Raw genomic sequence first — 12287 nt, 5'->3', positions numbered from 1 at the left:
CGCAAGCGTCTTGGTTACGCAAAGAGCAAGGCGATGTGGAAGTTATCTTTACGGTTGGTAGTGCATTACCTAAAAACAGGGGAAATCCCACTTCTCCCCGCTTTCATTAGCTGCTTGTGCAACGCCTAAATACTTGCTATGGCGTTGACCGGCTAGGTAAATTCGTGGACAGGCTCATCTTGAGGATGGGTTTTTTTCTCCCAGCGGTCTAGGTAGAGATAGATGACTGGCGTGATGTAGAGCGTGATGGTTTGGGAGAAGAGCAGACCGCCCACGACGACGAGACCGAGAGGTTGACGAGTCTCAGCCCCGGCTCCGAAACCGATGGCAATGGGAAGCGTACCCATGAGCGCGGCAACACTCGTCATCATGATCGGACGAAAGCGGACAAGACAGGCGGCATAGATCGCTTCGGCGGGGTCCTTCCCGTCCTTGCGCTGGGCTTCAAGGGCGAAATCCACCATCATGATGGCGTTTTTCTTGACAATCCCGACGAGCAAGACCAGACCCAAAAAGGCGTAGATATTCAGGTCTACCTTGAAGATAAGCAGCGTCAAGAGTGCCCCGAAACCCGCACTGGGCAACCCGGAAAGGATGGTTAAAGGGTGAATAAAGCTCTCGTAGAGGATACCCAGCACGATGTAGATGACGAGGACTGCCACCGCGAGGAGCAGACCCAGGTTCGCAACGGAATCCTCAAAGACTTGGGCAGAACCCTGGAAACTGGCGGTGATAGTTGCTGGTAGGACGGATTGGGCAGCAGCTTGGACTTTTTCCGTAGCTTCACCGAGGGAAACACCGGGTTTGAGGTTAAAGGAGATCGTAGACGAGGTGAACTGACCGACGTGGTTGACCTGGAGCGGGCCTACACCCTGGGTAAAGTCTGCCACGGTTGCCAAGGGGACTAGCGTACCCATGGTTGAGCGCACGTAAAGACGACCTAGGGAAGCGGGATCGTTCTGATATTCGGGCAATAGCGTGAGGATGACCCGGAATTGGTTGGTGTCAGTGTAGATCAAGGAGACCTGGGGCGTACCGTAGGCACTGCCGAGGGCGGACTCGATCTGTTGGGCCGTAACCCCGAGGGCGGCGGCTTTGTCGCGATTGATAGTGAGGTTGATTTGGGGGTTGCTCAATTTGAGATCGGAGTTGACATCCTGGAGTTCAGGGAGGGTGCGGAGCTTGGCTTCTAACTGAGGGACGACGCGGTAAAGCTCATCGGTGTCAGGGCTCTGGAGGGTGTATTGATACAGTGCCCTAGTCTGTTGGCCCCCAATACGGATCGCGGGGGGGTTCTGGAAGAAAACGCGGATACCGGGGACGCCTGCCACTTGGGTCCGCAATTCCTGAATAATCTCGTCGGCACTGGGCCGCTCGTCACGGGGTTTGAGTCGGATGAACATTCGTCCGCTGTTGCTACCGCCGGCTCCAACGCTGGAGTTGAAGGCCGCGACATGGGGATTACGGTCAATGATGGCGGCGACGGCCTGTTGATGGCGGACCATCTCAGCGAAGGAAATCCCTTGAACACCTTCAGTGGAAGCTGTCACCTGACCCGTGTCTTCTGTGGGAATGAAGCCCTTGGGGACGGTGATAAAGAGCCAGACCGTAGCCACTAGCACCCCCACGAATACACCCATGGTCAGCAGACGACGAGCCAACACCCACTGCAAACTCCGCTCATAGAGGTGTAATAGTCCATTAAAGAATCGTTCGGAGACTTGATAAAACCAGTTGCGGGGTTCATCGGGATTGGGAGTTTTGAGGAAACGACTACAGAGCATCGGGGTCAAGGTCAAGGAGATGAACCCCGAGACCAGAATCGCCACCGCCATCGTGACAGCGAATTCACTAAAGAGTCGTCCGATAATCCCGCCCATGAATAATAGGGGAATAAATACGGCAACTAATGAAATCGTCATTGAGACAACAGTAAAGAAAATCTCACGGGAGCCATTGAAGGCAGCCGTCATCCGGTCCTCGCCCATCTCCTGGTGCCGGACGATATTCTCTAGGACCACAATCGCATCATCTACTACAAATCCAACGGCTAGGGTCAGGGCAACTAAAGATAGGTTGTTGAGACTGAAGCCAAACAAATACATCGCGCCAAAGGTAAACACAATCGAGAGGGGGACCGCCAGACTCGGGATAATCGTCGCCGTGAAGTTCCGTAAGAATAGAAATATAACCATCACGACCAGACCAATCGTCAGCACTAGTGTAAACTCCACTTCTTCCACCGAGGCGCGGATGGATTGGGAGCGGTCAAACTGGACCTCTAGGTTAACGGAGGCAGGTAACTGTTGGCGGAAGGTGGGTAATAGCTCTTTGATATTATCTACTACCTCAATCGTATTTACCCCCGGTTGCCGCTGGATCGCCAGCACAATCGAGCGAGTATTGTTATACCAACCCGCCGTTTTATCGTTCTCGACGCTATCAATGACCCGTCCGAGTTGTTCTAAGCGAATTGGTGCGCCGTTGCGGTAGGTGACAACGAGTTGACGGTAGGCGGCGGCGTTGGTTAGCTGACCGTTGGACTTAATGTTATAGGACTGGTAGTCGCCATAGAGAGTACCCGTGGGTTGGTTGACGTTGCCACTTCTAATCGCAGCTTGCACCTCGTCAATGCCGATGCCACGGGTGGCAAGAGCAGCCGGATCGAGCAGGACCCGGACAGCGTACTTCTGGGCACCATAGACCTGGACCTGGGCGACCCCACTGACGGTGGAGATCCGCTGGGCAATGTCGGTCTGGGCGTATTCATCCACCCGGGACAGGGGCAGGGTGGGCGAGGTCAAGGCCAGATAAAGGACCGGGGCATCGGCGGGGTTGACCTTACGGAAGGAAGGCGGGTTGGGGAGACCGGGGGGAAGTAGGGCAGAAGCGGCCTGGATTGCCGATTGGACATCTTGAGAAGCTGCATCAATCCCACGGTTGAGGTCGAACTGGAGCGTGATTTGGGTGTTGCCCAGACTACTGCTGGAGTTCATTGAGTCAATGCCAGGGATGGTGGCGAATTGGCGTTCAAGGGGGGTGGCAACGGTCGCCGCCATCGTATCGGGACTCGCTCCCGGTAGACTGGCAGAGACCTGAATCGTCGGGAAGTCCACACTGGGCAGGTCATTGACGGGCAATAAACGATAGGCCACCACCCCAAAGAGTAGGATTGCCACCATGATTAAAGCGGTCGTGATCGGGCGACGAATAAAGAGGGCAGAGGGATTCATGGCTTTACCTCAGGACTTGGACTGGACTTTTGCACCGGGGACAAGCTGAAGCTGACCATCGGTGACGACGACTTCACCGGGGCGCAAACCTTGGTCAATCACGGCGAGGCCCTGATAGGTGAGCTTACTGGTGACGGACCGTTCTTCGACCAGTTGGTCGGGCTTAATCACAAATACATAGAGGCCCTTCTGTCCGGTCTGTACGGCTTGGGACGGGACTACGATGGCATTATCTAAGGTGTTCAAGGTCAAAGTCGTATCCACAAACTGACCGGGAACTAGATAGTTATCGCGGTTGGCAAAGGTCGCTTTGAGTTGGATGGTGCCGGTCGTGGGATCCACAGCGTTATTGACAAAGGTGAGGTTGCCTGTAGGCGTACCCGTTGCATTGGGAGCTCGGACTGTTACCTTGAGTCCGCTCTTGGTCATCTGTGCCCGGAGGTTAGCGAGTTGCACCTCAGGAATGGTGAAGCTGACATAGATCGGATTAATTTGGTTAATCGTTACTAAGGGCGTAGTGTCATTGGTCCGGATCAGGTTTCCACTGTCAAAAAGGAGGTCCCCGGCTCGTCCGCTAATCGGGGCGCGAATGGTGGTGTAGCCGAGTTGCACTTGGGCATTAGTGACGGCGGCAAGGTCGGCGTTGACCCTAGCCTGGGTATTACGGATATTGGCTTCGTCGGCGCGTACCGTCGCAACCAGCGCATCTACATTGGTACGGTACTGGTCTAACTGGTCCTGGGAGATGGCTCCTCGGGTATAGAGTTGCTCATAACGCGCTAATTGGGTCCGGGCGGTCCGCAGTTGGGCTTGGTCTTTGACCAGCAGTGCTCTCGCTTGTTCGACACTGGCGAGGGCCTGATTGACAGCGGCTTGAGTCTGAAGCAGGTTGGCTTGGACCGTGCGCGGGTCAATGGAGAACAATACTTGACCCTGACGGACTAGCTCCCCTTGCCGGAAGTGGACTTTGAGCAGTTGTCCTTCCACCTGAGAACGCACGGCTACAGTTGCCGCTGCTTCGACATTCCCGACACTGGTGATCTGGACCGGAATGGCTCGTTGTTGGGTGACAGCACTCGTAACGGGGATTGCTGGTTTTGCCCGTGGAGCCGGAGCTTGTTCAGCATTCTCGACTTGTTGACGCAAAAAATACACCCCGCCGCCAATGACGAGTAAGCCTAGTAGGAGTGGGACCCAGGGTACTGAGCGGGGGGGTAGTCGCTGGTCTGGGGTTTTCGCCATAAAGACTCCGTGGGCTGACAACGGCGGGTAACTTTGCCTAATCTAACCGGAGACGGGCGAGCCCACTAGTTCAACTGGGAGAATCTGGACCCTTGGGTAGGTAAAGATTAATCTCAGAGACATTCCTAGCTTTGCCGGACGACTAAGCTAAATACACTTAACTTGCGAGATGGCGATGAAAAAAGCGATTGACCAATTTGTGGATGCTTTTTTGAACCTGTTTCAAGCGCGGTCCTTTAGCTTTCCTCGTATCGGTCCTCAACCTTTTCAAGACACGTCCTGCCGGACTAGTGGCGGACGCGCTTGCACCCTGGGCAACCTTGACCGCCGCCGTTAAATCGCTGCATCAACTGAGTAAACCCGGCCTAAACCGGGTTTTGTTTTAGGCATAGCCTAGGATACGGCGGTAGAACTGTTGCGGTAATTCGATGGGTTTCTGTTCGTTGTAGCCCGGCATTGTCTCCACCAGATAACCAATGAACTCGGTATTGGGGAAGGCAACTTCGTAGGCCAAGGGTTCACGGTTGGGGACGACAAAAACCACCCGACACACGGTTAGGTCCGAGGGCAACTGTTTGACCGCCCAAGTGGCGGTGAAGGGGACTTCCCGGCGTTGGGGACCTTCGATGCGGCGCACACCATCTGTTGCGCCCTGTTTGTAGAGACCCAAGGCCAGAGGCAAGAAGTTACGGCGGGTTGCCGGGTAGTAGGGGTAGTAGAGGGCGACTTCGCGCTGGGGGGCTGGGGTAATCTGCATGGTGGCAGTAGGTAGACCGTGGCTTAGGCTTCCCTCAGGGGTGGAGTTAATAACTATCTAGGTCCACGCCCCAGCCTAGATGGGCCAAAGCCGCCGCGCAGTCCTGCTGCACGCCTAGATCCGGGTCACTCAGCCCCCGGCGCAGGGGTTCACGGGCACTGGGGTCCCCAATTCGGCTCAAGGCCCAGGCACAGTTCGCCCGCACAGCGGCATCGGGGTCGCCCTGGAGGGCTGCAATCAAGAAGGAGACGGCTTCCCGGTCCCCCAATTGTCCCAGGGCACTGGCACTCCAGAGCCGAACCGCCGCCACATCAAAACACAGACTGGCGATGAGGGGATGGAGAGCACGGAGGTCCTGACAGTTCCCCAAGGCCCAGACTGCACCCTTACGGACGTAATCATTAAAATCTTCTAGGCACAGGACCAGAGGCTCGACCGCCTGGGGGTCCGGGTTACGGCCTAACGCATAGACAGCACTGATGCGGACTAACGGGCAGGCATCCGCCAATAGATGAATTAAACAGGGAATCGCACGGGGTTCGACCACTTCGGAGAACTGACGGGCCGCTTGCATCCGCTCCGAGACTTGGGGCGAACTGAGCTGAGTCAGGATAGCTTCGACGTCCAGCGGTGGGGCGGGGTCTAGAATATCATCCCCATAAGCTGAGTCCGTGTCCAGCATGGCAAGAGTCGCAGATTCTTCTAGTATCGTGCCTGTCCGTTGCATAGCGTTATTGTAAACTTTTACTAGCGATTTTTACACCTTCTGGGGAGTGGTGATGGCCCTGAGTTTCGAGCAAGCCCTCGTCGTGGCTCAAGACCTGCTCCAGCGGTACCCCCAGGACCCAGCCGCCCTCCTGGAAATTGCCCGTCTATTGGAAACGCCTGCCGGAGCCCGTGGCTTCTTGGTAATTTTTCTAACTGGGGATTGGTCTGTGCCTAACGCGCTTATCGAAATCCTCGCCCAAGCCCCCGCTCCAGTTCCGGAACTCCTGGTCAAGAATTTAGTCATGTCCACCGCCATGGTCCTCACCCACCAGCGACGGGATGATGAACCCGCTGCCCAGGGTTCCAGGGAGACCGCCCGCCGCACCCATGACCTCTTGGTGCAACTTCCCCACTGCCAGCCGGAGGCCCAGTGCATGAACCAAGCCCTCACCGACCACGCCGGACCCTACGCTTTATTCCTCCAGAAATGGGGTTACGACGAGGAACAACAACAGGTCATGCAAGCGGCCTTAGCAAGAATCAGACCACCGTCAACCGTTTCTCAAAATAACTCCGCTGTCCCAACCGAGCCGTAGTCCGCCGCAATAATTCAGGTAACGGACCCCAGATCCACCGCAACCGCCCATCTATCCCCACGGGCCGTAACCTCCCCGTGACCAGAGGTAAAAGTGGTTCCGCCGCAAGTAGCACCCGCCCTTGGCCCCAGACTAAATGTAGGGTCTCCGTATTGACCTGAAAAAGAGCTTCCGCCGCCGTCTGTGCCCCAGGAGCCGCCACCAGGATGAAGTCTGTCGTCTGAGCTTGGCCCAGGATACGACTTGCTGCACTCGTCACCATCGCGTAAAGCGCTTCATCGCTCAACCAACCCAATCTCCGGGCCGCCTGTAATTCACACAACAAATCCGCACTGCCCGAAATCGTACTGTCACTGCCCAGGGCCACCGGGACCCCTGCTGCCAGCAGTTCCCGCACTGGGGCGGTCTGTCCATACAAATAAAAGTTACTGGTCGGGCACCACACCACCGCCGCCCCTGTATCCCGGAGTTGGGTAATGGCCCATTCATCCAGATTGATGCCATGGATTAGGACCGTACTCGGACCCAGCAACCCCCGTTTAGCTAAGACCCGGACCTCTTGACCTGCTACCGTGTCCACGCCCTCTGCCCCATGAATAAAGAAAGGCCGTCCCTGGTGTGACCGTTGGTACTGCCCTTGCCAATCCCGTCCTGAATCCAGGGAATGTGCCCAGGTGTAGGGCGGCACCCGCACGGGAAAATTCCATATAGACCAGTGCCAGGGGTTGTGGTGCTGAACCGTCGTTACCCCTGCCAACAGGTTGCGATAGGCTCCCCAGCGTAGGCGGTCTCGTTTCGTTACTCTGAGAATCGAGCAAATCGGCTCCTGCTCAGGCCGATAGACCTCCCGGCCCCATTCATAGCTATTGGCATAGGGCGGATGGCCTAGACGCGGGTACAGGTTGAAATCCAGATGGTCATGGGCATTGACCAATCCCGGCAAGACCCAATAGGGGGTACCCGGCACAGGTTCCCCCGGTCCCGCTCCTCCCAGAAACTCGACTAACCCCGGCGGCATCATCCATTCATCCTAGGAGTTGACAATACAAAAGAGGTCCCTCCGCCCCATACCCTGACGGGCACAGGCGTGGTGGGGGACCAAGGCAAAACACAGAAGAGCATTTTTAATTCTTACTCTCCTGCCTCACCACGTGGGGGAGGGGCTAGGAGTAGGGAGCGGCTGTTGAGGTTTTTCCGCTTTGCAAATAAAATTATGTTATTGCAAGAGTTACAGAAGCATTGTGCTTAGTCAACATGCCATTGTGCGTAGTCTATGTGCCATTGTAAATCATCAATATGTCATTACAGGAGCTACAGAAAGATTGTAAACTGTTAACATGCTATTGTTGGTCATCAACATGCCATTGTGTCTAGTTAACATGCTATCGCAGAAGTTACAGAAGGATTGTAAACCGTCAACATGCTATTGCAACAGTTACAGAAAGATTGTGGGGAGTTTTTTAGGATGGGGGGGCTACGAACTCTTGAGGGTGGTTGCTCGGGGGGTATAATTCGGGGCAGTGTTGGGGATTGGCGATGGCGTTGGCGGCAGAAGAGATACAGCGGTTGCGGGTACAGTTAGCAGGGCAACCGCAAGCTATACAAGCGTTGCAAGCATTGGAGACCTACCAGGGCAATTATGAAGCGAGTTTTGCTGCCTTGATGCCGAAAGAAACGCTTGCCGCCGTGTCCTATGCTCCGGGTCGGCCTTCGCTTTGGGAAGTGACGCTTGAGGTCATGCGAGAGAGGATCTGTGGGGACGGTGGTTTTAGTAGCAAGGTTAAGGAATATTCAAAGAATCCAACTCAGGGTGCATTGCTTGTCGGTGTGATTACTTCTCTAGCGGAGGCTGCTCAAAACGCGGGTTTAGATATGAGTACAGCCGCAATGACCGTAATCGCCCTGTATATCTTGAGTCTTGGACTAGATGTTTTTTGCAAGTATACAAAGCCGAGTTAGACGCTCCATCGTTCACGTAACTCCTCCACTGTCACACCCAGCATCTCAGCAACTCGAATTAGTAAACTTTCATCTTGAGTTGCTTGATAAATACGACCAAGGCTACTCAGTGGAATCCCACTACTATCCTCGTCTTGACTATCTTTGTAAATCTGTAAAGCCTGCAAGAAATACTCTTTCGCCTGCTCACCATCCCCTTGTGCTTCGGCTATTTTTCCTAAATGATGATAAGTCTGGGCTTGATTATAGAGGTCATCGAATCTAATAAAGATATCTAATGCCTGCTGATAATTGCGTAGAGCTTTATCATAGTCTCTTTGCTCTTCAGCTATTCTCCCCAATTGATGATAGGTGTAGGCTTTACTGTGGCGTTTATTGTATTCGTCATAAATCTTTAGTGCCTGCTCACAATATTGCTGCGCCTGTTCGTATTTTCTTTGCATTAAGGCCACAGTTCCTAAATGATGATAAACGCTGGCTTGTTCGTAACGTTCATCGTACTCGATGTAGATATCTAATGCCTGCTGATAGTCTCGTCGGGCTTGGTCATAGTTCCTTTGCTCTAAGGATATTCTCCCTAACTGATGATAAGTACTGGCTTGTTTGGGTTTTTGGTCGTCGAATTCAATATAGATATCTAGAGCCTTCTGAAAATATTGTGTTGCCAACTCATACTCTCTTTGCTTCTGAGCTACTATTCCTAATTGATGATAAATGGTAGCAATCCGTAAAATATAATCTTTCCTTTGTTTGATACAGGTAGACGCTTTAAGTATTCTTTCAAGTATTTGTAATGCCTTTTCATAGTCTTTTTTAGCTTGTGGATATTTTTGAGTCTTTAAATATCCAGATGCTCGTTGACCAAAAGCTATAATCATTTCACCTAGTAACGCGCCTTCTTTAAGTTCGGTTGGATATTGCTCTAATGTTTGACAAATAAATTCACTAAGTTTGAGTCCACTTTGGACATCCCCAATTTTTTCATAATATGTATCCAGACAATAAAATATAGTAATTTTCTCATACTGTTCTAAGCAAATCTCTAATGCTTTGAACATATTGTCATACTCAAGTCTACAGATGAAAGTACCTATTTGTGCTTTCTGGAAGTCTTTGGATAACAGGAGTTGATATAAATAATATCTTGCTAAGTCTCGATAATGGCTTTTAAACCCTTCTTGTAAAGCCTGCTGTGTTTGTCTATCAAGTTGAGTAAGTTTCGTCCTGAGAAAGTAAGGGAAAAGTGGTTGTATCGCCAGGATGTCAGGCTCGTTTGTATTTAATGGAGAAATTAACCCCCAATTAACTGCTTCTTGAATAGCAGTATCAAATTTATCAAAAGGGTAATCTTTGAACGGTTCAAGTGCTTTTAGACTATTAGAATAATTCACAAGAGCAGTTCGGTTGATAAATCCCTGAAATGGAGCTAAACACACCAATAGCTTTTGTGACTCAATGTCGAGATTGCTATACGAATACTCTACACATTTTAAGATGCTCTCAGTCTTATCTCCACTATCTTTATCTAGCCGTACATCCCCCGCATCCAATGCCTGTAGTATCTCCTCCGCTGTCTGATGCTTAAGATTAGCAAGGACAACTTCCATCGCTAGCGGATAGCCCGCCAGCACTTTCATCAACCGCACAAAGTCATCCCCCTGCTGTAACTCCTTGGCCCGTGTATCCCCCACCTGCCGCTTAAGAATCCGTTCAGCTAATGTTGACCGAGACTCCCGGTCCAACCCCTGTAAAACATAGACATTCTCACTAACAGTCTGTGGTTGTAACCACTCCTCACGCCCCCGCGACCCCAACACCACCCGCGTCTTCCCACCAACCAACCGCCCCAAAAACTTCCGTAACCGCTCCCGCTCCTCACCAGACAACGTATTCTGAATCGCCAACTGCTGCCCTGTCACCGACTCCAAATTATCCAAAATCAACCCATAACAGTTACCCCGCAGTAGTTCAATCATCTTCTCGATTCGCGCACTCAACCCCATCGCCTGAAAATTCGTCCGGTCATACTTCCTAAACACAATCCCACTTATCTCATGGAGCATCTGCGCCACCGTCCAAGCCCGCTCATCGTAACCAAAATAAAACACCGCCCCCGTGAATTGCGTCCGCTCCCACCACATCCGCACATACTTCAACAGCGTCGTCTTACCCGTCCCCCCCATCCCCTGTAACAGCAAAATATTATGCCTCAACAACCCCTTCTCCAACTTCAAAATCTCCAGATCCCGTCCTACAAACCCATGAGTCGGAGTCTCAAACTCAGCCCGTTGTCCCCGCCGCTCCAAATACTGTGCCTCCTCCTCCGGCGTAAACTTCCGCAGATTCAACGCCAACTGCCGCTGCACATAAACCACAGGCAAAAGCCAATCCTCTAGGGGAATCAACATCTCAAAATAAGCCCGACGCTCCTTCCGCTGAAACAACTCCCAACGCCCCAGCCGCACCGCCTCCAGAAACTCCTGCTGTTCAAATAATTCTTGATAGAGCCTCGTCATCATCAGTTCCGCCGCCGTGACCGTGACCGACTAGCTCATCGCCACCACCGCTTGCACCCCCGCCGCCAGCAACTGACTCCCCAGACTCGTCTCCTGATAAGCTTCCGTCTCTACCTGCATCCCCGACTGACAAGCATTCAGCACACACACCGGAATCCCCCTCCCTGTGAGCAATGCCGCCAACTCCGTCGCCTCCACCAAATCCGCAGCCCCCTTCTGTTCGCCCTCCAACACTAAAAACGCCTTCACCCCTACATAGGATTTCACTTCCGAACGTCCAAACCGCTCCCGATACGCTCGTGCCCGTGGCGCAGCATTCGACTCCTGCTGCCCAAGCTGCTCATAAGTTAATAACGCACCGTGAGTATCAAAGTGAATGACATGATAAAATCCCGCCTCCTTCACCTCAAGATGTCGAGACAACGCCTCAAAAGTCCCCGGACGCAATAAGTCCACCTGTACCCGCAACTGCCCGTTATCCACCGCCTCAATCAAAGGCCGCGAAACCGTCCGATAGCCCACATCCTCATCCTCATCCGGTCGCGCCACCACTACCAACAACCGCACCAACGGTGAAGCCTCCCCCCGCGCCAAAGGTGCAACAGGTCTCACACTCCTCCGCACCATCACACCCGTCACCGCCAAAGGACTCGGCGCGTTAGGCTCCCACATCGCCTCCCAATGCAACGCCTGAAATTCCAACGACCTCCCCACAATCTCCACCCGCAGTGGCCTTGAGTTACTAGCTGCCTCTCGATAAGCCACATAAACCTCGTGATTATCCACAAAAACCTGTCTAAAAAGTGCCTCACCATACCTGCGGATACTCAACTGCGCCCGTTCCGCCCGGACCCGCTCCAACATCGGACGCACCAACCACTGCTCAAAATACCAGCGCAACTCCGCCGCCTCCGCCGTAAAAGGGTCAGACACAACCACGGCATACTCCCCGCCGTCCCCAATCTGTACTGTTACTGTAAAACTACCATCCGTCAAACCCTGTTCTCGGAGCGTGATAACTGTCATGGATTCATTTAGAAATTTATAAAGACTAATGTAGTCGCAAAGCACATGGATACATAGTTAAAGCTGGAGAATTCTTACCTCTCCTACAGATACCGAACCTATCTTGAGTCTGGGGGCACCTCTTGAGCAGCTATGCATAAGTTAAGGTAATTTGACTAGGACAATTAGGTCTGCGAGCCAAGCGTCCTACACGCTCTGGCCCTGGGAGTGTTGAGATGTTCTCAGTATGATGGGAAGAAGCGGTGGTGAA

At 52.9% G+C, this 12287-nt stretch carries 10 protein-coding genes; 3 read left to right on the top strand and 7 right to left on the bottom strand.

All coding sequences use genetic code 11. The features are described 5' to 3' along the window. Nucleotides 1-152: 152 nt before the first annotated feature. Nucleotides 153-3233: an efflux RND transporter permease subunit gene (locus HFM78_RS04965; RefSeq protein WP_287128317.1), complete on the bottom strand. Its 3081-nt coding sequence runs from the start codon at nt 3231-3233 to the stop codon at nt 153-155. 9 nt (nt 3234-3242) lie between these two features. Continuing rightward, complete coding sequence (locus HFM78_RS04960; protein WP_287128316.1) at nt 3243-4475, bottom strand: efflux RND transporter periplasmic adaptor subunit; 1233 nt, start codon at nt 4473-4475, stop codon at nt 3243-3245. A gap of 175 nt (nt 4476-4650) precedes the next feature. Here HFM78_RS04960 and HFM78_RS04955 point away from each other — a divergent pair, with 175 nt between their 5' ends. After that, nucleotides 4651-4812, top strand: a complete 162-nt coding sequence (locus HFM78_RS04955) for a hypothetical protein (protein WP_287128315.1) — start codon at nt 4651-4653, stop codon at nt 4810-4812. A 45-nt stretch (nt 4813-4857) separates the two neighbouring features. On the opposite strand, the gene ebsA is transcribed toward HFM78_RS04955, so the two are convergent. Both ebsA and HFM78_RS04945 read right to left on the bottom strand, forming a co-directional pair. Continuing rightward, nucleotides 4858-5232 carry a type IV pilus biogenesis protein EbsA gene (ebsA, locus tag HFM78_RS04950; RefSeq protein WP_287128314.1) on the bottom strand — a complete coding sequence of 125 codons (375 nt, stop codon included), beginning with the start codon at nt 5230-5232 and terminating at the stop codon, nt 4858-4860. A 46-nt stretch (nt 5233-5278) separates the two neighbouring features. Beyond that, nucleotides 5279-5914: a HEAT repeat domain-containing protein gene (locus HFM78_RS04945; RefSeq protein ID WP_287128313.1), complete on the bottom strand. Its 636-nt coding sequence runs from the start codon at nt 5912-5914 to the stop codon at nt 5279-5281. Nucleotides 5915-6011: 97 nt separating this feature from the next. Between HFM78_RS04945 and HFM78_RS04940 the strand changes: the two genes are divergently transcribed. Continuing rightward, nucleotides 6012-6536, top strand: coding sequence for a hypothetical protein (locus HFM78_RS04940; RefSeq protein WP_287128312.1), 525 nt, complete (start codon nt 6012-6014; stop codon nt 6534-6536). On the opposite strand, the gene HFM78_RS04935 is transcribed toward HFM78_RS04940, so the two are convergent. Further along, nucleotides 6481-7557: an amidohydrolase family protein gene (locus HFM78_RS04935; protein WP_287128311.1), complete on the bottom strand. Its 1077-nt coding sequence runs from the start codon at nt 7555-7557 to the stop codon at nt 6481-6483. The two genes, HFM78_RS04940 and HFM78_RS04935, sit on opposite strands and share 56 nt — an antisense overlap. A gap of 515 nt (nt 7558-8072) precedes the next feature. Here HFM78_RS04935 and HFM78_RS04930 point away from each other — a divergent pair. After that, entirely contained in the window at nt 8073-8495 is a 423-nt protein-coding gene (locus HFM78_RS04930; RefSeq protein WP_287128310.1) for a hypothetical protein, read from the top strand. Here HFM78_RS04930 and HFM78_RS04925 read toward each other — a convergent pair. Together HFM78_RS04925 and HFM78_RS04920 are read right to left on the bottom strand one after the other, a co-directional pair. Beyond that, nucleotides 8492-11014, bottom strand: coding sequence for a tetratricopeptide repeat protein (locus HFM78_RS04925; RefSeq protein ID WP_287128309.1), 2523 nt, complete (start codon nt 11012-11014; stop codon nt 8492-8494). The genes HFM78_RS04930 and HFM78_RS04925 overlap by 4 nt on opposite strands. A 27-nt stretch (nt 11015-11041) precedes the next feature. Then, on the bottom strand, nt 11042-12037 hold the full coding sequence (locus HFM78_RS04920; protein ID WP_287128308.1) for a CHAT domain-containing protein: 996 nt from the start codon (nt 12035-12037) through the stop codon (nt 11042-11044). Between the last annotated feature and the right edge of the window lie 250 nt (nt 12038-12287).

Origin of the sequence: Candidatus Cyanaurora vandensis, from assembly GCF_013285555.1 — a bacterium.
Taxonomy (GTDB): domain Bacteria; phylum Cyanobacteriota; class Cyanobacteriia; order Gloeobacterales; family Anthocerotibacteraceae; genus Cyanaurora; species Cyanaurora vandensis.
Note: the sequence above shows the minus strand (reverse complement) of the source record. Positions and strands in the feature narration are given on the sequence as shown.

What these genes read in the sequence shown, in the direction of transcription:
- HFM78_RS04935 (WP_287128311.1), bottom strand. Translation starts at nt 7,557, where the DNA reads ATGATGCCGCCGGGGTTAGTCGAGTTTCTGGGAGGAGCGGGACCGGGG.
- ebsA (WP_287128314.1), bottom strand. Translation starts at nt 5,232, where the DNA reads ATGCAGATTACCCCAGCCCCCCAGCGCGAAGTCGCCCTCTACTACCCC.
- HFM78_RS04930 (WP_287128310.1), top strand. Translation starts at nt 8,073, where the DNA reads ATGGCGTTGGCGGCAGAAGAGATACAGCGGTTGCGGGTACAGTTAGCA.
- HFM78_RS04940 (WP_287128312.1), top strand. Translation starts at nt 6,012, where the DNA reads ATGGCCCTGAGTTTCGAGCAAGCCCTCGTCGTGGCTCAAGACCTGCTC.
- HFM78_RS04925 (WP_287128309.1), bottom strand. Translation starts at nt 11,014, where the DNA reads ATGATGACGAGGCTCTATCAAGAATTATTTGAACAGCAGGAGTTTCTG.
- HFM78_RS04945 (WP_287128313.1), bottom strand. Translation starts at nt 5,914, where the DNA reads ATGCTGGACACGGACTCAGCTTATGGGGATGATATTCTAGACCCCGCC.
- HFM78_RS04965 (WP_287128317.1), bottom strand. Translation starts at nt 3,233, where the DNA reads ATGAATCCCTCTGCCCTCTTTATTCGTCGCCCGATCACGACCGCTTTA.
- HFM78_RS04960 (WP_287128316.1), bottom strand. Translation starts at nt 4,475, where the DNA reads ATGGCGAAAACCCCAGACCAGCGACTACCCCCCCGCTCAGTACCCTGG.
- HFM78_RS04920 (WP_287128308.1), bottom strand. Translation starts at nt 12,037, where the DNA reads ATGACAGTTATCACGCTCCGAGAACAGGGTTTGACGGATGGTAGTTTT.
- HFM78_RS04955 (WP_287128315.1), top strand. Translation starts at nt 4,651, where the DNA reads ATGAAAAAAGCGATTGACCAATTTGTGGATGCTTTTTTGAACCTGTTT.